The following is a 21263-nucleotide window of genomic DNA, read 5'->3' as shown; positions in this document are numbered from 1 at the left end:
AGGCCGGCTTGATTGTCTGTCACTGGATATCGTGGTGGAGCGGAGGAGGATCGAACTCCCGACCTTCGCATTGCGAACGCGACGCTCTCCCAGCTGAGCTACCGCCCCACGAAGGCGGCAATTGTAACGGTCGCGGGCGCGTTCGCCAAGCCCCGACCTGTGTCCTTCCTGTAGATGGGCTCGGCTGGGGCGATGGATCGCCGGCGCCAGTCGCTCTGGCGGTTCCGCCGTAGCGCGCGCCGGTGCCTATCCTCAGCTCTCGGCCAGCAATGGCGCCAGGCTCGGCTCCAGTGCTTCGCGGCGCCAGCCGGCGAGGGCGTCGGGCCAGCGGCCGTGGTCGAGCAGGGCTTCCAGCCACCGGCGCGAGGCGAGCACGCCGTCGGGCAGGCCCAGTTCGGCGCTGCGGGCGGCGACCGCGGCCTGCAGCTTGCGCAGGCGGTTGCGGTCGCGGCGCTCGGCGACGCTGGCGTCGGGGATCTCCGCCTCGTCGTCCAGCGGTGCGTTCAGCACCTCCCAGACGGTCGCCGCGAGCTTGCGCGGGGCCTTGGGATGGCTGTCGAACTCGCGTTGCAGCCCGGCCAGGTCGATCGGCGGGTTGCGGGCGAGGGTGCCGGCCAGTTCGTTGTCGAGGATCCACGACTTCGGACGGTCGCTCTGGCGCGCGTGGGTCTCGCGCCAGCGCAGCAGGCGCAGCAGGCGGCGCTGGGCGTCGAGGTCGAGGAACTGCGCGCTGCGCATCGCCAGGTGCGGCCAGCGCTCGGGGGTGTCGCTGTCGGCCTGGGTCACGGTGCGGGTGGCGTCCTCGGCCAGCCAGTCGCGGCGGCCGAGCTCGCCCAGTCGGTGGTCGAGCACGTCGTGCAGCTCGAACAGGTGACGGACATCGTCGGCGGCGTACTCCAGTTGCGCGGCCGACAGCGGGCGGCGCAGCCAGTCCGAGCGGGTCTCGCCCTTGGCCAGGGTCACGCCGGTCAGCTGTTCGACCAGCTTCTGGTAGCCCAGGCCGCTGCCGATCCCGGCCAGCGCGGCGGCCAGCTGGGTGTCGAACAGCGGTGCCGGCACGGTATTGCAGGCGTGCTTGAACGCGACCAGGTCCTCGCTGGGGCTGTGCATGATCTTGAGGATGGCCGGGTCGGCGAGGATCGGCGCCAGGGTCTCGGCGATGCCGGGGGCGAGCGGGTCGGCCAGCACCACCTCGAGCCCGTCCTCGGTCTCGATCGAGATCTGGACCAGGGCCAGTTGCGGCCAGTAGGTGCGTTCGCGGATGAATTCGGTATCGAGCCCGATCCGGCGGGGACGGGGGCTGAGGCGCGCCTGGAGCGCGGCGGGGTCGGTAATCGGAGCGGGCACTGGCAGGAGTGGGGCGTCGGGGCCGGACAGAAGTTGCTGGAGCGGGCGACAATAGCCTACTTTCAACGGGCAGATAACCGCCGTCGCGGCCCCTTGGGAGCCGCACCGACCGCGCCCCGGCCCCGGCGCGGTCCCTATGTAAGCCTTGTATCGACCTTGCCACCGGCCCGGAGGGCGCTTGCCAGCGACGATCCAGACCAATCCGTGCGTCCTGTCCGCCCGTCCGGCGGCGCGTGTGCCTGCCCGCGCGACGCTGCGGCGCGGTGCGCGTGTTGGTATCGGCCTGTTGCTGCTGCTTGCGGTGCTGGCCGGTTGCTCGCGCGAGCCCGCGCAGGAGGACGCCGGCACCACCTCGGCGGCGGCCGGCGAGCAGGCGGCGCCGAGCGTCACCGTCAGTGCCGATCAGGCGCTGGAGACGATGCCGGACTGGCAGGCTCCGGCCGTCTCGTTGACCGATGAGAACATCGAGGCGCTGCTGGCCCAGGCCGACGAGGCCCTGCAGGCCGGGCGTCTGTACGAGGATGACGAGAGCGCGATCCCGATCTACCTGGCATTGAAGGCGGGTGCCGAGCAGGCCTCCGAAGCGGCCGACGGCACTGAGCCTACTGAAGCCACCGAAACCGCCCAAGCTGTCGATGCCGCCGAGCGCAGCGACACCGAGACGGCGGAGAAGGCCGAGGCGGGGCTGCAGCGCGCACTCACCGCTCTGCTGGCACAGGGCGACGCGGCCCTGGAGTCGATCGACGACGCACCCGAGGCCTTGCAGCGGGCCCAGCAGATCGGCGCGGTGGCGCGCGCGGTCGCCGCCGATGCCGATCCGGTGGTGGCCTACCTGGAGCGCGTGGAGCTGATGGAACGGGTCCAGCAGGCCAATGTCGCCGGCGAGCGGGCGCTGGCCGCGGGCCGGATCGACAGCGGCAAGGACGCGGCGCTGCCGCACTTCCGCCATGCGCTGGAACTGCGCGAGGCCGACGCCCGCGCCTTGCAGGGCCTGGCGGCGTCGGAGAGCGCGTTGATCCGCGAGGCCGAACAGGCGGCGGAAGCCTACGACTACGACAAGGCCGAGGCCGGTCTCGCGCGCGCGGCCAAGGTCCGTTCCGGCGACGACACCGTCGCCCACGCCCGCGAGCGCATCGCCGCGATGCGCGTGGAGCGGATCGGCGACCTGCGCGACCAGGGCATCGCCGCGTTGTCGCGCGAGGACGGCCTGGACACCGCGCGCGAGCATCTGGCCGAGTTGCTGCGGATCGCGCCCAAGGGCGACCCGGCCGCGATCGAACTGCGCGAACGGATCGAGCTGGCGACCCACTACGGCCTGTTCCGCCCCGGCCAGGTGTTCACCGACGCGTTGAAGAACGGCGGCCGCGGCCCGCAGATGGTGGTGGTCCCGCACGGCGCGTTCACGATGGGCGCCGCCGACGACGAGGCGGGCGCCAGCGACAGCGAGCGGCCGACCCGCAACATCCGTTTCGACCGCGGCCTGGCCTTCGCCCGCACCGAGGTCACCGTGGCCGAGTTCCGCCGCTACCTCGAGGCGACCGGCAACGAGCCGCGCGCGGTTCGCCGCGGCTACTCCACCGCCTACGACGAGCGCAGCGGCAACCTGGTCCGACGCAGCGGCGCCGACCCGGACGACGGTTACACCGGCGAGCGTGCCGACGACGACATGCCGGTCATCCATGTCAGCGCCGCCGATGCCGCCGCCTATGCGCGCTGGCTGTCCGAGCAGACCGGGCACGTCTATCGCCTGCCCAGCGAGGCGGAGTTCGAGTACGCGCTGCGCGCCGGCAGCCAGGACCGGTTCCCGTGGGGCGAGGGCACGCCGCCGGCCGGCAGCGGCAACTTCACCGGCGGCGAGGATGTCTCGCCCAGCGGACGCCGCTGGCGCAACGCGTTCGAGGGCTACGGCGACGGTGCCTGGGGCCCGGCCGCGGTCGCCAGCTATCGCGCCAACGCGTTCGGGCTTCACGACATGGCCGGCAACGTCAGCGAATGGGTCGCCGACTGCTGGCACGACAACTACCGCCGTGCGCCCCGCGACGCCCATGCCTGGGTCAATCCGGGCTGCCGCGAGAAAGTGGTGCGCGGCGGTTCCTGGGCCAGTTCGCCGGAGCAGACCCGGTCGGCGTGGCGGCTGTCGGTGCGTGGCGACACCACCAATGCCCGGGTCGGTTTCCGCGTGGTGCGCGAGATCTGAGCGATCGCCGCGTCGATTGATCGTTGATTGAGGCAGCAGATGAGGGGCGTGCGATGAGGGTCGATCCGAGAGGCATGGGGCGGGGCGGTCGCGGCGGCGGGCGCCGTGGCGGCAAGTTCCGCTGGTGGATCCTGTTGCTGTTCGCCGGCTACGCCGCCTGGCAGTGGTTCGGCAGCGCCGAGGTCGACCCGTATACCGGCGAGACCGCGCACTACGGCGCCAGCGCCGACGAGGAAGTGCAATTGGGCGCACAGGCGTTCCGCCAGGTGCTCGGCGACGCCAACGCCCAGGGCGCGCTGCTGCCGGCGGACGCCCAGCTCACCCAGCAGATCCGCAGCATCGCCCAGCGTCTGGTCGCCAAGGTGCCTCAGGTCACCGCCGACCTGGCCGCGATGCACAACCAGGCGGTGCCGACCAGCCACCAGGGGTTCCTGTGGGATGTCGCGGTGATCCAGTCCGACGAGGCCAACGCCTTCTGCCTGCCCGGCGGCAAGATGGCGGTCTACACCGGTCTGATACCGGTCGCGCAGAACGAGAATGCGGTGGCGGTGGTGATGGGCCACGAGATCGCCCACGCGCTGTTGCGGCACGGCTCGCAGCGGATGGCGCAGCAGAAGCTGGTGCAGATGGGGCAGGTCGCGACCGGGATGGCGGTCGGCGACATGGCGCCGCAGCAACAGCAGGCGATCATGGCGGCGCTGGGCGCCGGCGCCCAGTACGGCCTGATCCTGCCCTACGGCCGCAATCACGAGACCCAGGCCGACCGGGTCGGGCTGATGCTCGCCGCGGCGGCCTGCTACGACCCGGCCGAGGCGGTGCCGCTATGGCAGCGGATGGGCCAGCTCGGCGGCGGCCAGCGCCCGCCCGAGTTCGCCTCGACCCATCCCGACCCGGCCAACCGTATCGCCGAACTGCAGGCGTTGATGCCCCAGGCCGAGGCCTTCCGACAGAAATACTGTGGCGGCCAGTGAGCGAACGCGCCGGTCCGTAGGAGCGGCGTAAGCCGCGATGAGGCCTGCTTCCAGATACTTCGGGTCGCGGCTCACGCCGCTCCTACAGGAGCAGGACAAGCGATCGACTTTCGTAGGAGCAGGACAGGCGATCGGCTTTCGTAGGAGCGGCGTAAGCCGCGATGGGCCTGCCTCCAGATACTTCGGGTCGCGGCTCATGCCGCTCCTACAGGAGCAGGACAAGCGATCGGCTTTCGTAGGAGCGGCGTAAGCCGCCGATACCCGGGCTGCGCCCGGGTACCCCCAAAGTTTGCTGCGCAAACCTTGGGCCCCGCCGTTGCGCTTCCACACCCCCATTCGCGCTACGCGCGAATCGCCCCCTGACTCAGGGGGCTGGGGCGACACGCCCCTCTCTGGTGTGGAGTGGCGGTGCGGCGTCGCGATCAGCGGCCGCGCTTGCCGCCTTCGTTCTTGTTGCCGGGACGCGGCGAGGTCGGGGTCTGGCCGACGCTGCCGGACAGGTTCTGCTGGAATTCCTTCCACATCGCCAGGTTGCGCTCGGTCAGCTGGTTCATCATCGCCCACGGGGTCTCGCCCATCAGCCCGCCCATCTGCTTGCGGAACTGCTGTTGCTGGTCGAGGAAAAGCTGCATCGAGCGCTCCAGGTAATTGCCCATGAAGCCCTGCAGCGAATCGCCGTAGAAACGGATGATCTGGCTCAGCAACTGGGTCGACAGCACCGGCTCGCCGTCCTGCTCCTGCTCGGCGATGATCTGCAACAGTACCTGGCGGGTGAGGTCTTCGCCGCTGCGGGCATCGCGGACCTCGAACGACTCGCCATCGACGATCAACTGACGCACGTCCTCGATGGTGATGTAGCTGGAGATCTCCGTGTCGTAGAGTCGGCGATTCGGGTACTTCTTGATGACACGGGTTGCGGCCATGAAGCGTCAGCTCGGGTGTCGTGGTGCCTTGCAGCATGGCGCAGCCGCACGAGGCTTGCAACTGTCGCGCGACCGCGGGAACCGTGGAAACGCTTCCCCGGTCCGGCCGGATATCGTCCACCGTGGGAGCGGCGCAAGCCGCGATTGACCGTTCACCGGGAAAGCCCCGTCGCGGCTTATGCCGCTCCTGCGTCATGCGTTCATCGACTCCAACCCCCAGAGTCTGGGGCGATTCGTGCCGCAGGCTCGAATGGGGGCGGCGTAACGGCGGGGCACAAGGCATGTAGGGCAAGCTTTGGGAGATATCCGGGCACAGCCGGATATCTCCCCGGCGGCCTGCGCCGCGGGCGCCGGGCCTGTCCGGCAAGCGCCGTTTACCAGCCCATATGGTGGCCGCCGTTGATGTCGAGGTTGGAGCCGGTGATCCAGCCGGCCTGGTCGTCGGTCAGGAACGCGACCGCGTAGGCGATCTCGTCGGGCTCGCCGAGGCGTCCGGTCGGAATGTCGGCGACGATCTTGGCGCGGACCTCCTCGGGCACCGCCATCACCATGTCGGTGGCGACGTAGCCCGGGGAAATGGTGTTGACGGTGATGCCCAGGCGCGCGTTCTCGCGGGCCAGCGAAATGGTGAAGCCGTGCATGCCGGCCTTGGCCGCGGCGTAATTGGCCTGGCCGTACTGGCCCTTGAGGCCGTTGATCGAGCTGATCTGGATGATCCGCCCCCACTTGCGCTCGCGCATCCCTTCGATCACCGGGCGGGTGACGTTGTAGACCGAGTTGAGGTTGGTGCAGATCACATCGTTCCACTGGTCCGGCTTCATCCGGTGGAAGGTGGTGTCGCGGGTGATGCCGGCGTTGTTGACCAGGATCTCGATCGGCCCGAGCTGGCGCTCGATGTCGCGCACCATCGCCTCGGCCTGCTCGGGCGAGGTGACGTCGCCCTGGGCCATCGCCACGTCCACGCCTTCGGCCTTCATCTTTTCCTGCCAGGCCCGGGCGCGGCCTTCGTCGCGATAGTTGGTCGCGACCTTGTGGCCGGCCGCGGCCAGTCGCTTGATGATCGAGGTGCCGATGCCACCGGTACCGCCGGTGACCAGTGCAACGCGTGACTGCATGTCTTCCTCTCCTCGGCCGCGACATGCGGCCCCGTTCCAATACTAGCCTCAGGATGTTTTACCGCCGTGATAGTTCAATCGGTTGCCGACAGCGTGGGTGGAATCAGGTGTGGCTGGAACGCCGTTCGCGCCGTGGCCAGCAGGCTTGCCGGGAGGTCGGCACCGGCCAGGGCGTCGCCCGGCTGACCCAGCGCGGCCCAGGCCCGGCGCAGTGCCGGCAACGGGTCGGCGGCGTCCAGCGGCCACGCCGCATCGGATTTGGACAGCTTGCGACCGTGAACATCGGTCACCAGCGGCAGGTGCGCGTAACCCGGCGTCGGCAGGTCGAGTGCGCGCTGCAGCAGGATCTGGCGCGGGGTCGAGTCGAGCAGGTCGGCGCCGCGGACCACGTCGGTGATCGCCTGGGCCGCGTCGTCGACCACGACCGCAAGCTGGTAGGCCCACAATCCGTCGGCGCGACGCAGGACGAAGTCGCCGACGGTGGCGGCGACATCCTGCACGTGGCGGCCCTGGATCGCATCCTCGAAGGCCACGATGCTGCCGTCCGCGACCCGCAGGCGGACCGCGGGTTGCGGCCGCCGGCGCCGGGCGACGCAACGGCGGTGGATGCCGCCGCTGGCGGCCAGGTCGCTGCGGCTGCAGTGGCATTCGAACGCGGCGCCGGAATCGAGCAGGCGTTCGAGCGCGTTCCGGTAGAGGTCATGGCGGCGGCTCTGGAACACCACCGGCGCATCGGGCACGAATCCGAATTCCCGCAGCGCGGTCAGCTGCCGTTGTGCCGCGCCGGCCACCTCGCGCGGCGGGTCCAGGTCCTCGACCCGCAGCCACCACTCGCCGCCGGCATGGCGCGCCAGCAGCCAGCTGCCGAATGCGGCCAGCAGCGAGCCGGCATGCAGGTCGCCGGTGGGCGAGGGCGCGAAGCGGCCGCGATAGGGCGGGTTTGCGCGATTTGCCGGGTCGGGCGCGGGCCGGTCGGAAGCGGGGGCGGGCACGTCGTGCGTTCACTTGAAATTGCGCCGAGCCTGCCACACTTCGGCGGTATCGCGCACGTGGCGCGGAGGAAGCAAGACATGTTCAAGCGAGTCGCCCTGTTCCTGGCCACCAACCTGGCCGTGCTGGCGCTGATCAGCATCGTGCTGGCGGTGCTTGAGAAGTTCTTCGGCATCAATATCGGTACCGGCAGCAACACCGGCCTGCTGGTGTTCGCGCTGCTGTTCGGATTCGGTGGTTCGTTCATCTCGCTGATGACCTCGAAGTGGATGGCCAAGCGCGGCACCGGCGCCCACGTGATCGAACAACCGCGCAACGAGGCCGAGCAGTGGCTGGTGAACACCGTGCGCCGCCAGGCCGAGGCGGCGGGCATCAAGATGCCGGAGGTCGCGATCTATGACGCGCCGGAGATCAACGCGTTCGCCACCGGCCCGAGCCGCAACAATTCGCTGGTCGCGGTGTCGACCGGCCTGCTGCGGGCGATGAGCCGCGACGAGGCCGAGGCCGTGCTCGGCCACGAGGTCAGCCACGTCGCCAACGGCGACATGGTCACCATGGCCCTGATCCAGGGCGTGCTCAATACCTTCGTGATCGTGCTCGCGCGTGTCGTGGGCCGGGTCATCGACGGTTATCTGAGCGGTGGCCGCGACGGCCCGGGCATCGGCTATTACGTGATCGTGTTCGTGCTCGACATGGTGTTCGGGCTGTTCGCCAGCATGATCGCGATGTGGTTCTCGCGTTATCGCGAGTTCCGCGCCGACGCCGGCGGTGCGCGCCTGGCCGGTCGCGACAAGATGGTCGCGGCGCTGGAACGGCTGTCGGTGACCTACGGCGAGAGCACCCTGCCCAAGCAGGTCGCGGCATTCGGAATCAGTGGCGGCGTCGCCCACGGTCTGCGCCAGTTGCTGATGAGCCATCCGCCGCTGGCCGAGCGCATCCAGGCGCTGCGCAATGCCCCGGCCGAACCGGTCGGCGGGCGCGTGGCCGGCTGATCCACCGCCTCTGCCGATGCGGCAACGGAAAAGCCCGCCATCCGGCGGGCTTTTTTCGTCGTGCCGGCAAGCGGCCGCTTTCCCGAAGCACCGCTCCCACCAAACGCGATGCAGCATGGATTTAGCCCCCTGAGTCAGGGGGCGATTCGCATCGCAGATGCGAATGGGGGTGTGGAAGCGCAACGGCGGGGCCCAAGGTTTGCAGAGCAAACTTTGGGAGATATCCGGGCGCAGCCGGATATCGTTCCCCCTGAGTCAGGGGGCGATTCGCATCGCAGATGCGAATGGGGGTGTGGAGGCGCAACGGTGGGGCCCAAGGTTTGCGGAGCAAACTTTGGGAGATATCCGGGCGCAGCCGGATATCGTTCCCCCTGAGTCAGGGGGCGATTCGCATCGCAGATGCGAATGGGGGTGTGGAGGCGCAACGGTGGGGCCCAAGGTTTGCGGAGCAAACTTTGGGAGATATCCGGGCGCAGCCGGATATCGTTCCCCCTGAGTCAGGGGGCGATTCGCATCGCAGATGCGAATGGGGGTGTGGAGGCGCAACGGTGGGGCCCAAGGTTTGCGCAGCAAACTTTGGGGATTCCCGGGCGCAGCCCGGGGATCGCGGCTTGCGCCGCTCCTACGGGGCTTCGGTAGCGTGTCCGGAGGCCAAGCGGGCTTCGTAGGAGCTGCGTGAGCTGCGACCGGGATATTCCCGGCCCAAGGTCCATCGCGGCTTGCGCCGCTCCTGCGGAAGGCCCCTCAAGCCGGCCCTCAGAACTCGTAGTTCATCTCCGGGCCGGCCGGGGCCAGGAACTGGCCCTGCGCGTAGTCGATGCCGGCGCCGAACAGGATGCTCATGCTGGAGGCATCCTGGACGAATTCGGCAATGGTCAGGCGACCGTTCTCGCGGGTCCGGTTGGTGATCTCACGGATGCGCTCCTGGTGCTCCTGGTTGTTCGGCAGGTCGTCCATGAAGCTGCGGTCCAGCTTCACCAGTCCGGCATTGAAGTGGCTCAGCAGCTGGAACGAGTTCAGGCCCAGACCGAACTGCTCCAGGCCGACCCGTACCCCGAGCCGGGCGGCGCCTTCCTGGAAGGTCTGTGCCGCGCGCAGGTGGGTGAACACCTTCGACTCCGGCAACTGCACGACCAGTTGCCTGCCCTCGACGCCATGGCGGGCGAGCTGCTCGGCCATGTGCTTGAGCAGGCTGTCGTCCTGCAGCGACACCTCGGTGATCTTGACCAGGACGGTGGTGTCGTGACCGGCCTTGCGGCGCTCGCCGACCACCGCGATCGCGTGGCCGACGACCCAGCGGTCGATCTCCCACAGCAGGCCATGCTCCTCGGCGATCTGCAGGAAGGTCATCGGCTGGACCAGCTCGCCGTGCTCGTTGAGCAGGCGCAGATAGGCCTCGTAGATCTGGTCCGGCGGGCCATGCAGTCCGACCAGGGGCTGGAAGTGCATGATGAAGCGGTCGTGGTCGATCGCGTCGCGGATGCGGTCGACCCAGGCCTGCACGCGCGCCTCCTCGGCGCGATCGGCGGCGCTGGGGTCGAACAGCTCGATCCGGTTGCCGCCGACGCCGACCGCCGACAGCACCCCCTGGTTGGCCTTGCCCAGCACCGAGGAGACATTGGCGATCTTCTGGCCGATCTGCACGCCGCCGATGCTGACGGTGGCGTTGAGCGAGCGGCTGCCGGTATCCAGCACCGCGGCGGCAAAGGCGGCGCGGATCTGCTCCGCCAGCGCCATCGAGTCGGCATAGTCGCAGTTGCGCCGCAGCACCGCGAACTGGTGCTCGCCGAAGCGCGCGGCGACGTCGTCGGGGCCGAGCACGTCGCGCAGGCGGCGTGCGCAGGCGGCGACCAGGGCGTCGGCCTCGTCCAGGCCGATGTCCTGCAGCAGGCGGGTGTAGTGATCGGGCTCGACCAGCAGCAACGCGTGCTGGCTGGCCTTCTCGCCGGCGTCGGCGACGGTGTCCTCGAGCGCGCGCAGGAAGGTCGGGCGGTTGAGCAGGCCGGTGACCTGGTCGCGCTGGCGCAGTTCCTCGACCTCGCGCGCCAGCTCCGGGTCCAGCTCCTGGCGGCGCAGGACCACCTGCTGGCAGGCTTCGCCCTCGTAGGTCGCGGCGGTGAACTCCATCACCGCCGGGAAGGCGCTGCCATCCAGGCCGCGCGCCTCAAGCTCGTAGCGCGGCGGCGGCGGTTCGCCCCGGGAAAGCTTCTTCAGCAGTTGCTTGAAGTCGTCCACGTGCTGCGGGGCGACCATGTCCAGCAGCGACATGCCCTCGATCTCCTCGAAGTCGTCGAAGCCGAAGGTCTCCAGGTAGGCCGCATTGGCACGGATGTGCATGCCTTCGTGGATATAGGCGATCGGGTCGCGCGAGGACTCGATCAGCGCGTCGCAACGACGCTCGGTCTCGCGGACGTGGTTCTCCAGCTTGCGCAGCGAGCGCCTGGCCTCCAGATCCGACCATTCGCGCATCACCTGCTGGCGCAGCAGGTCCGGCTGCGAACGCAGCACGACCCCGCGCGCACCGAGCGAGGCGGCCCTGAGCAGGCGCGCGGTGTCGATGTCGTCGTGCAGGATCAGCACCGGCAGATCCTTGCCGCTGGCATCGACCCGCTGCATCACCTCCTCGAGCGGAACGCTGGCGGCGTCGTGGGCCACCAGCACGATGTCGAAGGGTTGCGCGGTCAACATCTGCGCCAGCGCGTCGGCGTTCTCGGGCCGACTCGGACGCACCGCGATGCCGCTGTTGCGCAGCATGCTGACGATGGCCTCCGCGGCCTCAACGCTGTCGTCCACCACCAGCAGCCTGAGTGGCAGGTCTTTGCCGAATTGCATGAGTGATCTTCCTCCCCACGCCGTTATGGCATGAATGCGGTCGGCGCGTCCATGCGCAAACAGGTGGATTGCCCATTGGGTCGCAGTGCGGACGGGCGTCGGTCCGGCTGCGTGCCGGTCGTACAGTCGACAGGCGCAAGGTTGCGGTCCGGTGTCAGAGCGGTCGCTTGCCCGTGTCGCCGGCGACCTCGCGGACGAGTTTCGGCACCAGGTAGCCCGACAGCCGCGCCGCCATCGCCGCGTGCAGTTGCCGCGCGCGGGCGTCGTCGACTTCGAAATGGGCGGCGCCCTGGACCCGGTCGAGCTGGTGCAGGTAGTAGGGCAGCACGCCGGCCTGGAAGCCGCGCTCGCTCAGCTCGCACAGCGCCTGGATGTCGTCGTTGACGCCCCTCAGCAGCACCGCCTGGTTGAGCAGGGTCGCGCCGGCGCCGCGCAGGCGCGCCATCGCCGCGTCCACGCTGGCGTCGAACTCGTTGGCGTGGTTGGCGTGCACGACCACGGTGACCGGCCAGGGCAGGGCGGCCAGCCAGTCCAGCAGCGGCGCGTCGACCCGCTCGGGCAACACCACCGGCAGCCGGGTGTGCACCCGCAGCCGTTTCAGGTGCGCAATGGCGGACAGGGCGTCGGTCAGTTCGGCCAGCTTGTGGGTCGCCAGCGACCACGGATCGCCGCCGGACAGGATCACCTCGTCGATGCCGGGGTCGTCGCGGATCAGCTCGACGGTGTGCCGCCAGCCGGCCGCCGCCGCGGCCTCCTCGGCATAGGGAAAGTGGCGGCGGAAGCAGTAGCGGCAATGCACCGCGCAACTGCCGGTCGCGACCAGCAGGGCGCGGCCACGGTACTTGCGGATGACGCCGTCGCCGGCCTTGGCCGCGGTGTCGCCGACCGCGTCGAGGGCGAACCCGGGCATCGGCCGCATTTCCGCGTCCAGCGGCAGGACCTGGCGCAACAGCGGGTCGTGCGGGTCGCCGGGGCGCATGCGGGCGAGGAAGCCGCGCGGAACCCGCAGCGGGAACTGCGCCGCCGCCGCTTCGCTCAGGCCCAGGGCGGCGGGGTCCAGGTCCAGCAGGCCCAGCAGCTCGCACGGATCGCGCAGGGCCTCGCGCCACAGCTGCTGCCAACGCTGGGGGCGGACGGGCCGGTGCCGCCGGCGGGCGGGGGTGGCGGCTGCATGGAGGCCGGAGCTGCGGGTATCATGTGCGACTGATTTCGTGCCTGGAGCGGCCGGCGTGAACCATTCACGCGGCTGCGCAGCCCGACATTCTAGCGCCGACCGGAGGCCGGCGGCCGGCCCGGCCACGGACCGGGGCGGCCTCCCCCGGGACGGCGTGCGGGCGGCGCCCGGGTTTCCGAGCGCCAGTCCCGAAGCATCAGTTCCGAACCATTTCCAAAACCTTACAGAACACTGCAGGAGTTGTGCGATGGCCAGCTATGGCATGAACGACGTCAAGAACGGGATGAAGATCCTCGTCAACAACGAGCCGTGCATCATCACCGATACCGAGTACGTCAAGCCGGGCAAGGGCCAGGCGTTCACCCGGGTGAAGTACCGCTTCATCAAGTCCGGCCGCGTGGTCGAGCTGACCATGAAGGCGACCGATTCGCTGGAGGCGGCCGACGTCGTCGATACCGACATGCAGTTCCTGTACGCCGACGGCGAGTACTGGCACTTCATGAACCCGGAGAACTTCGAGCAGGTCCAGGCCGACGAGGCCGGCATCGGCGATGCGCGCAAGTTCCTCAAGGGCGAGGAGGAGTGCGTGGTGACCCTGTGGAACGGCACCCCGATCGCGGTGCAGCCGCCGAACTTCGTCGAGCTGAAGATCACCGAGACCGATCCGGGCGTGCGCGGCGACACCTCCGGCGGCGGCGGCAAGCCGGCGACCCTGGAAACCGGCGCGGTGGTGCGGGTGCCGCTGTTCGTGAACCAGGACGAGGTGATCAAGGTCGACACCCGTTCCGGCGAGTACGTCGGCCGGGTGAAGTGACCGGTCCGGCCGCGGCCGCGATGCGGCAGGCGGCCGGCCGAGCCGGTGCCGGTCCCGACCGGTGCCGGGACGTGGCTTCGCTTTCGGCCCGCGGCTGAGGGTGAAGCCGGAGACGAACGGACTGCCGCCATGGCGGCAGTCGCGGAGAAAAGGAAGCGAATGTCGATCGAGAATGCCCCCCAGCCCTGCGACCTGTTGATCGAAGCCGGATGGGTGGTGCCGGTCGTGCCGCACGGCGTGGTGCTCGAACAGCATGCCGTGGCGATCAGCGATGGCGCGATCGTCGCGGTGTTGCCGATCCGCGAGGCGCGCGAGCGTTTCGCCGCCGCCCAGGTCGTATCGCGCCCGCAGTCGGCGCTGATCCCGGGCCTGGTCAATGCCCACACCCACAACCCGATGACCCTGCTGCGCGGGGTCGCCGACGACCTGCCGCTGATGGAGTGGCTGCAGGGCCACATCTGGCCGGTCGAGGGCGCGGTGATCGGGCCTGAGTTCGTCGCCGACGGCATCGAGCTGGCGATCGCCGAGATGCTGCGCGGGGGCACCACCTGCGCCAACGAGAACTACTTCTTCCCGGACGTGCAGGCGGCGGTCTACAAGCGCGAGGGTTTCCGCGCCCGGGTCGGTCTGCCGGTGATCGATTTCCCGACCGCGTGGGCGAAGACCGACGACGAGTACTTCGACCGTGCGATCGAGGTGCACGACCAGTGGCGCGACGATCCCTTCATCGCCACCTCGTTCGTGCCGCACGCGCCGTACACGGTGTCCGATGCCAGCTTCGAGCGCATCCGCATGCTGTCCGACCAGCTCGACATGCCGGTGCACCTGCACACCCACGAGACCGCGCAGGAGATCGATGAGTCGCGGCAGAAGCACGGCCAGCGGCCGCTGGCGCGGCTGGACCGGCTGGGCCTGGTCAGCGACCGCCTGGTCGCGGTGCACATGACCCAGCTGACCGACGCCGAGATCGCGATGTGCGCCGAGCGTGGCGTCTGCGTGGTCCACTGCCCGGAATCGAACCTGAAACTGGCCTCGGGCTTCTGCCCGATCGGCCGGCTGGAGAAGGCCGGGGTGACGATCGCGATCGGCACCGACGGCTGCGCCAGCAACAACGACCTGGACATGTTCGGCGAGACCCGCACCGCAGCGCTGCTGGCCAAGGCGGTCGCCGACGATGCCGCCGCCTTCGATGCCGCCAGCGCGCTGCGCGCGGCGACCCTGGGCGGCGCGCGGGCGGTCGGTTTCGAGGACCTGATCGGCTCGATCGAGCCCGGCAAGCAGGCCGACCTGGCCTGCGTCGACCTGGCCCGGATCGAGACCCAGCCGCTGCATCATGTGATCTCGCAGTTGGTCTACGCGGCCGGCCGCCATCAGGTCAGCGACGTCTGGATCGCCGGCCACGCCAAGTTGCGCGACGGCGTGCTGGTCGACATGGACGCCGACGCCCTGATCGCCCGGGCGCGCGAGTGGCGCAAGCGGATCGCCGCGATCCGGATTTCCTGACAGGAGCGATATGAACCCGACCACGTCCCCCGAGCCCGGACGCGATCCGGGCGGCAACTTCAGCCAGGCCGAGCTGGACAAGTTCGGTGCCCTGGCTCAACGGTGGTGGGGTGAGCCGTCGCGCTTGCGAGCCACTGGCTCGCGCGGCGGGGAACGACCGCGCACGGATGCGCGGGCCGGGAGCACGCACCATGGACGGTTCGAAGTGGAGCACTGCCTGTGACTGGCATAGAGGCGAACGATAATTTCCGCCAGGCCGAGCTGGACAAGTTCGGTGCTTTGGCTCAACGGTGGTGGGACCCCAACGGCCCCCAGAAAGCCCTGCATGCGCTGAACCCGGCGCGGCTGGGGTATGTGGCCGAAAGGGCCTCGCTGGCCGGGGCGCAGGCCCTGGACGTGGGCTGCGGCGGCGGCCTGCTCAGCGAGGCGCTGGCCGGCGAGGGCGCCGAGGTCACCGCGATCGACCTGGCGCCGGAGCTGGTCAAGGTCGCCCGCCTGCATCGCCTGGAGACCGGCCTCAGCGTCGACTACCGGCTGCAGTCGGTGGAAGCGCTGGCGGCCGAGATGCCCGCCCGCTTCGACGTGATCACCTGCATGGAGATGCTCGAGCACGTGCCGGACCCGGCCGCGATCGTGAACGCCTGCGCGACGCTGCTCAAGCCCGGCGGCCGGCTGTTCCTGTCGACCCTCAACCGCACCGCGGCGGCGTTCGCCTTGGCGATCGTCGGCGCCGAGTACGTCGCCCGGGTCCTGCCGAAGGGCACCCACCAGTACCGCGACTTCATCAAGCCGTCGGAACTGGCGGCCTGGCTGCGCGCGGCCGGTCTGCAACTGGAGGATGTCAGCGGGCTGGCCTACGAGCCCTGGCGCAACAGCGCCCGGGTGATCGGTCGTACCGACGTCAACTACCTGGCCTGCGCGGTGAAACCCGAATGAGCATGGTCGGAGAACACCGCAGCACGCGTGTCGCGGCGGCGACCGCCGGTTTCCCGAAGGCGGTGCTGTTCGATCTCGACGGCACCCTGGCCGACAGCGCCCACGACCTGCTCGCCGCCGCCAACGCGATGAGGGCGGCGCGCGGCCGGCCCCCGATGTCGCTGCCCGAATTCCGCCCCAGCGTCTCCCGCGGTGCCCGCGCGATGCTGCTGGCGGCGTTCCCGGACCTGCCCGAGACCGAGCGCGAGTCCTGGGTGCCCGAGCTGCTCGATCAGTACCAGCGCCAGATCGGCGCCCACCAGGGCGTGTTCGACGGCGTCGAGGCGATGCTCGGCGCGCTGGAGGCGGCCGGGACGATCTGGGGCATCGTCACCAACAAGCCCGAATATCTGGCCCGCGAGCTGTTGCCGCACCTGGGCTGGGACAGCCGCAGCGCGGTCCTGATCGGCGGCGACACCCTGCCGGTGCGCAAGCCCGATCCGCTGCCGCTGACGGTCGCCGCCGACAGGATCGGCGTCGCCGCGTCGGACTGCGTCTATGTCGGCGACGACGAACGCGACATCGTCGCCGCGCGTGCGGCCGGGATGCGTTCGGTGGTCGCGCTGTGGGGCTACCGCCTGGCCGGCGACGATCCCGCGGGCTGGGGCGGCGACATCATGGTCGAGCATCCGGCCGAGCTGGCCGATCCGGCCCGCTGGCCGCGGTCATGAACACGACCGACGAGCGTGCCGGACTGCCGTCCGCAGGCAACGACCCGGCCGCGCTCGACAGCTTCCTCGCCAAGTGGCGGCAACGCTGGCCGGAATGGGGCGTGGCCGAGGTGTTCGTACCGGCGCCGCAACGCGGGTCGGCGCTGGCCTGGGCGGCGCTGCTGCAGGAGTTGGGCGATGCCGCCTGGGGCGGCCGCGATCCGCGTCCGGGCGAAGCGAAGCTGGCCTGGTGGGGCGAGGAGCTGCAGGGCTGGTCGCGCGGTGCCCGCCGCCATCCACTGGGGATCGCCCTGCAGCGGCAATCGGCGGACTGGGCGGCCTTGGCCGCGGCCCTGCCGACGCTGCAGGCCAGCCGCGAGCGTCCGCGCGACCACGCCGAGGCCTTCGCCGCGCTGGAGCCTTTCGCCGCCGCCGTCGCCGACGTCGAGCAGCGCCTGTTCATCGGTGCCGGCGACGACGATGCCGAGGGTTCGCGCGATGCCGTCGTGGCCGCACTGTTGCAGTCGCGTTTCTTCCATGAGGGCGACGCTCACGTGCCGTTGGCGATCGTCGCCCGCGCCGGCGAGGGCACGCCGCTGGCGATCTGGGCCGAGCAACTGCGCCAGCGCTGGCCGCAGGCGCCGGCACGGACCGTGCCCAGGCGCCTGTGGACCGCACTGGCCCATGCCCGCCTGGGCCATGCCGAGCCGGCCCGCGCATTGAAGCCCTGGCGCTCGTTGGCGATCGCCTGGCGCTCGGCGCGGGCGCGCCCGCGGAACTGACTGTTCCGCCTCCGCTCAGGGCCGCGCCCGGGCGGGCCGTTACAATGGCGGCCCGGTCGGCGCTGTTGCATCGGTCGCCGATGCCCCCATTTCCGACCGGGTGAACGACGTCCCCGCACCGAATCCAGGCCCCACCGTGACTCCTCCAAGCAGCCAGACCCGACAGCTCCCCGACGTAGCCTTCGAGGCCGCCGCCGAGGCCCGCACGCTGGAATGGGTCGGCATGTCGCACATCGCGCTGCCGCTGCGGGTGGCCACGCCGGGCGGTGAGCCGGTCCAGGTCGCCGCCTCGGTCGATGTCGCGGTCAGCCTGGACGACGCCGATGCGCGCGGCATCCACATGTCGCGCCTGTACCTGCGCCTGCAGGATGCCTTCGCCAGCGAGGCGGTGACGCCGGCGGGATTGCGCCGGGTGCTGCAGTCGCTGGTCGACTCGCAGGAAGGGCTGTCCTCGTCGGCGCGGCTGGTGCTGCGCTACGACCAGATGCTGCTGCGGCCGGCACTGGCCAGCGGCAATGCCGGCTGGAAGCGCTATCCGGTCGAGATCGAGGCCCTGCTCGAGGACGGTCACCTGCGGCTGTCGCTGGCGTTCTCGGTCGAGTACTCCAGCACCTGTCCGGCCTCGGCGGCGCTGTCGCGGCAGCTCAATGCCGAGCGTTTCGTCGCCGATTTCGCCGACGCGCGCCCGATCTCGACCTCGGTGGTCGGCGACTGGCTGGCCTCCGAGCGCGGCCTGGCGGCGACCCCGCACGCCCAGCGCAGCCGCGCCAGCGTGCGCCTGCAGCTGCGGCCGCAGTTCGAGGAGCTGCCGCTGGCGGCGATGATCGACGCGCTCGAACAGCGCCTGGCGACACCGGTCCAGACCGCAGTCAAGCGCCAGGACGAGCAGGCCTTCGCCGCACTGAACGCGGCCAACCTGATGTTCTGCGAGGACGCCGCGCGGCGGGTCGTCTCGGTGCTCGCGCACGACCCGCACGTGGAGCGCTTCGAGGCCGAGGTCGCGCACTTCGAGAGCCTGCACCCGCACGACGCCGTCGCCCGGGTCAGCGGTTCCGGTCCCCGCTAGCCTCCAGCCGCCCCTTCGTCGGGCGCTCATCCCCCCCGCGATACCCCCGCCGCGCGCTGCCGATGCGCTGATCGGCTATGCTCGGGCGGTACGTGGCGGACGATCCGGGGGGAAGTCCTTGCGTCGGGGGTGGCAGGCATTCGCATTGCTGCTGTTGCTGGCTGTCGCGGCCGAAGGGCGCGCGCAGGCCCTCGACGTGTCCCGCCTCGACGGCGACCCGGTACCGGCACGGATACTGGCGGGCGATTTCGACGCGGATTTCGTACCGCTCGGCGACGGGCGGGCGCTGTCCGAGCGCGAGACCGGAGTGCACTGGTGGCGGATCACCGCGCTGGAGGCGATCCCCGCTTCATCCGACCCGCTGCTGGTCCTGCATTTTCCGTACCTGAGCCGGGTCGAGGCCTGGCGTCCCGGCGACCGCGCACCGCTGCGGCGGGCGCTGATGGGTGCCGATGCCGACCTGGCCCACTCGGCGCGCGCCTTCTTCATTCCGCTGCCGCAGGGGCTCGAGCGCGGCCAGCATGTCGATGTCCGCCTGCACGCGCCCACCCCGATCACGATCGGGGTCTCGGTGGAGTCGGCGGCCTGGAGCCACCGCCGGGATCTGGCCTATGCCGGCTGGCGGGCGGTGATCCTGTCGACGATGCTGGTGCTGGCGGTGCTCGCACTGGGCTTCTGGGCCGGTATCGGCGAGCGCGCCTACGCCTATCTGATGGTCACCCTGTTGTGCCAGGTGCTGTACCTGGCGACCCTGGGCGGCGATCTGCGGATCTTCCCGGGACTGGCCGGGTTGCTGTCCGGCGACCCCCGGGCCGGTCGCGTGTTCGGGTTCCTGGCGCTGGCGACCAGCAACGGCTTCCTCGGCCATTTCCTGGAACTGCGGCTGCGGCAGCCGCGGCTGCTGCGTGCGCTGCAGGCCTGCAGCGGGGTGGCCCTGCTGTTGGCGGCGCTGGCGGTGTTCAGCCTGTCGCCCTACGTGGCCCTGGTCGGCAACCTGGTGATCCTCGCTTCGGTACTGCTGGTGTTGTTCGCCAGCGTCTCGGGCTCGGTGCGCGGGCAGCGGGCAGCGCGCTTCGTGCTGATCTCCTGGCTGCCATTGATGACCCTGGTCACCATGCGGGTGCTGCAGTTGCTGGGGGTGTGGGACGGCCCCTACTGGCTGGCGTACGCCTATCCGGCCGGGTTCGCGGTGGCCGGGCTGATCATTACCGTGGGATTGGCCGACAAGATGCACGAGCTGCGGCGCGATCGCGACCAGGCCAGCCACATGGCCTCCTACGACGCCCTGACCGGAGCCAGCTCCAGACCGGTGATCGAGGACCTGCTCAAGGCCGGGGTCGACGAGGCCCACAAGTCGGGCATGCCGTTCTCGCTGGTGTTCTTCGACATCGACCACTTCAAGCGGATCAACGACACCCACGGGCACAGGGTCGGCGACGAATGCATCCGCATCGTCTCGCTGCGCGTGCGCAATCGTCTGCGCACCTACGACCAGATCGGTCGCTACGGCGGCGACGAGATGGTGGTGTTGTTGCCATGCACCGGGCTGAGGGAGGCGGTCGGGGTCGCCGAGAACCTGCGCTCGGCGGTGAACAGCCGTCCGATCGCGGTCGATGGCGCGGTCGTTGACGTGACCCTCAGCCTCGGTGTTGCAGAGTTGCAGCCCGGCGAGTCGCCCGGGCAATTGCTCGAGCGGGCCGACGCCGCGCTGTATGCGAGCAAGTCGGCCGGCCGCGATCGTGTCATCGGCCATATCAGGCCCATGCTCCGCGAGCGCGGCGCCCGTGCCTGAGCGCTGGCCGGTGGACGCGGAGAACCGCGTCGACAGCTGAAGAAGCGACATTCACCCAGCAGTGGCCTTCAGGGGGGCACTACGATGAATCTAGATGCGCGCGCGCAGCCGGTCCATCCGGTCGGTCCGGAGGTCGTCGAGCCTGGCGACGTATTGCTGATGCGGGGCCGCAGCGAGCTGTCGACGCTGATCGCCTGGGCCTGCGACAGCGTGTACAGCCACAGCGCGGTGATGGCCGAGGACGGTCAGTTGTACGAATCGGTCACCCACGGGGTGGTGGCGACGCCACTGGCTTCGCGGCTGGGCGAGGGCAGTCCGGTGTTCCTGGTCGATGCCTTCCGTCCGGTCGCCTACGATCGCAATCCGTTGTCCATCGAGGACCGCTCGCGGGTGATCGAGCACGCGGCCGGCCTGCTCGGCCTGCCGTATGCGACCAGCGAGCTGGCGATGATCGGCATCGTCGTCGCGGTGCGCGGGAAGGCGTTCCCGAATGCGCCGTCATGGTTGCGATGGGTGCTGCGGGTGGCCTTCGACAGCCTGCTGGACGACGACGCGCAGCGGATGACCTGCAGCGAATTCGTCTATCGCAGCTTCGCCGAGAACGCGGCGACGCCGAAGGGGCGGCTGGCCCCCGAGATCGTCGTGGTGCCGCCGCTGGATCCACCGGCGCCGTACACCGGCGACATCGGCAGGCTGGTCGCCGAGGTCTGGTCGCTGATGCGGCCGCAGCGCAAGGCGCGGATGTTGCCGGTCGGCGCATTGAGCGAGGCCGCGCCACCGGCCGATCTGGAGCGCCTGTTCGGCGAGGTCGCCGATGCCGAACTGGCGGCGATGGCGGCCGAGGTGAGGGCCCGGCTGGGCGTGAACGACCAGGTGCCGGAACAGTTCAAGGTCGCCGCGCGCTCGGCCCTGATGGGCCTGCCGGAGGCGGTGCTGCCGTTCGCGGCGATCAATCCGAAAGGGGTCAGCCCCGGCGACCTGGCGCGCACCCCCTGCCACCGGCCGCTGGGCCGGCTGATGCAGGCGCCCGACTGGCACGGCTGAGGGCGACGCCGCCGATCCATGAAGTGCGTAGGCCGCGATGGGTTTGATGGGAAGGCTTCATCGCGGCCTACGCCGCTCCTACGATTCCTCCGGGGA

Annotated in this window: 16 protein-coding genes, 1 tRNA gene and 1 pseudogene; 11 read left to right on the top strand and 7 right to left on the bottom strand. The window is 70.2% G+C overall.

Annotated elements, in window-relative coordinates:
- Window positions 1-32: 32 nt before the first annotated feature.
- Both C9I47_RS10705 and rnd read right to left on the bottom strand, forming a co-directional pair.
- Window positions 33-108, bottom strand: a tRNA-Ala gene (locus C9I47_RS10705).
- Between the two features lie 144 nt (window positions 109-252).
- Entirely contained in the window at window positions 253-1347 is a 1095-nt protein-coding gene (rnd, locus tag C9I47_RS10700; protein ID WP_111266730.1) for a ribonuclease D, read from the bottom strand.
- Between the two features lie 253 nt (window positions 1348-1600).
- Here rnd and C9I47_RS10695 point away from each other — a divergent pair, with 253 nt between their 5' ends.
- Both C9I47_RS10695 and C9I47_RS10690 read left to right on the top strand, forming a co-directional pair.
- Entirely contained in the window at window positions 1601-3544 is a 1944-nt protein-coding gene (locus C9I47_RS10695; RefSeq protein ID WP_407067521.1) for an SUMF1/EgtB/PvdO family nonheme iron enzyme, read from the top strand.
- A gap of 53 nt (window positions 3545-3597) precedes the next feature.
- Window positions 3598-4515 carry a M48 family metallopeptidase gene (locus tag C9I47_RS10690; RefSeq protein ID WP_111266729.1) on the top strand — a complete coding sequence of 306 codons (918 nt, stop codon included), beginning with the start codon at window positions 3598-3600 and terminating at the stop codon, window positions 4513-4515.
- Window positions 4516-4937: 422 nt separating this feature from the next.
- Here C9I47_RS10690 and phaR read toward each other — a convergent pair whose 3' ends face one another.
- From phaR to gluQRS, 3 genes are all read right to left on the bottom strand, one after another.
- Entirely contained in the window at window positions 4938-5438 is a 501-nt protein-coding gene (phaR, locus tag C9I47_RS10685) for a polyhydroxyalkanoate synthesis repressor PhaR (protein WP_111266728.1), read from the bottom strand.
- 374 nt (window positions 5439-5812) lie between these two features.
- Window positions 5813-6553 carry an acetoacetyl-CoA reductase gene (gene phbB, locus C9I47_RS10680; RefSeq protein ID WP_111266727.1) on the bottom strand — a complete coding sequence of 247 codons (741 nt, stop codon included), beginning with the start codon at window positions 6551-6553 and terminating at the stop codon, window positions 5813-5815.
- Window positions 6554-6627: 74 nt separating this feature from the next.
- Window positions 6628-7545, bottom strand: coding sequence for a tRNA glutamyl-Q(34) synthetase GluQRS (gene gluQRS, locus C9I47_RS10675; protein ID WP_111266726.1), 918 nt, complete (start codon window positions 7543-7545; stop codon window positions 6628-6630).
- 78 nt (window positions 7546-7623) lie between these two features.
- On the opposite strand from gluQRS, the gene htpX reads away from it, so the two are divergent.
- The gene (htpX, locus tag C9I47_RS10670) at window positions 7624-8535 is read left to right on the top strand and encodes a protease HtpX (RefSeq protein WP_111266725.1); all 912 of its coding nucleotides are present in this window, start codon (window positions 7624-7626) and stop codon (window positions 8533-8535) included.
- Between the two features lie 756 nt (window positions 8536-9291).
- On the opposite strand, the gene C9I47_RS10665 is transcribed toward htpX, so the two are convergent.
- Complete coding sequence (locus C9I47_RS10665; RefSeq protein WP_111266724.1) at window positions 9292-11367, bottom strand: EAL domain-containing response regulator; 2076 nt, start codon at window positions 11365-11367, stop codon at window positions 9292-9294.
- Window positions 11368-11521: 154 nt separating this feature from the next.
- A pseudogene (gene epmB / locus C9I47_RS10660) lies at window positions 11522-12564 on the bottom strand (EF-P beta-lysylation protein EpmB).
- 224 nt (window positions 12565-12788) lie between these two features.
- Between epmB and efp the strand changes: the two are divergent.
- From efp to C9I47_RS10620, 8 genes are all read left to right on the top strand, one after another.
- Window positions 12789-13355: an elongation factor P gene (efp, locus tag C9I47_RS10655; protein ID WP_111266723.1), complete on the top strand. Its 567-nt coding sequence runs from the start codon at window positions 12789-12791 to the stop codon at window positions 13353-13355.
- Window positions 13356-13514: 159 nt separating this feature from the next.
- Entirely contained in the window at window positions 13515-14858 is a 1344-nt protein-coding gene (locus C9I47_RS10650; protein WP_111266722.1) for a TRZ/ATZ family hydrolase, read from the top strand.
- A gap of 219 nt (window positions 14859-15077) precedes the next feature.
- Window positions 15078-15794, top strand: a complete 717-nt coding sequence (ubiG, locus tag C9I47_RS10645) for a bifunctional 2-polyprenyl-6-hydroxyphenol methylase/3-demethylubiquinol 3-O-methyltransferase UbiG (protein ID WP_223250099.1) — start codon at window positions 15078-15080, stop codon at window positions 15792-15794.
- Window positions 15795-15796: 2 nt separating this feature from the next.
- Window positions 15797-16504 carry a phosphoglycolate phosphatase gene (gene gph / locus C9I47_RS10640; protein WP_111266720.1) on the top strand — a complete coding sequence of 236 codons (708 nt, stop codon included), beginning with the start codon at window positions 15797-15799 and terminating at the stop codon, window positions 16502-16504.
- Window positions 16501-17265, top strand: a complete 765-nt coding sequence (locus C9I47_RS10635; RefSeq protein WP_111266719.1) for a phytoene/squalene synthase family protein — start codon at window positions 16501-16503, stop codon at window positions 17263-17265. Before gph ends, C9I47_RS10635 begins: the two co-directional genes overlap by 4 nt.
- Before the next feature lie 136 nt (window positions 17266-17401).
- Window positions 17402-18331 (top strand): GTP cyclohydrolase FolE2, encoded by a 930-nt coding sequence (folE2, locus tag C9I47_RS10630; RefSeq protein ID WP_111266718.1) that lies wholly within the window; start codon window positions 17402-17404, stop codon window positions 18329-18331.
- Between the two features lie 145 nt (window positions 18332-18476).
- Window positions 18477-20123 (top strand): sensor domain-containing diguanylate cyclase, encoded by a 1647-nt coding sequence (locus C9I47_RS10625; protein ID WP_111266717.1) that lies wholly within the window; start codon window positions 18477-18479, stop codon window positions 20121-20123.
- A gap of 84 nt (window positions 20124-20207) precedes the next feature.
- The gene (locus C9I47_RS10620) at window positions 20208-21167 is read left to right on the top strand and encodes a C40 family peptidase (protein ID WP_111266716.1); all 960 of its coding nucleotides are present in this window, start codon (window positions 20208-20210) and stop codon (window positions 21165-21167) included.
- Window positions 21168-21263 lie beyond the last annotated feature (96 nt).

Origin of the sequence: Marilutibacter maris, assembly GCF_003233695.1 — a bacterium.
Taxonomy (GTDB): domain Bacteria; phylum Pseudomonadota; class Gammaproteobacteria; order Xanthomonadales; family Xanthomonadaceae; genus Marilutibacter; species Marilutibacter maris.
Note: the sequence above shows the minus strand (reverse complement) of the source record. Positions and strands in the feature narration are given on the sequence as shown.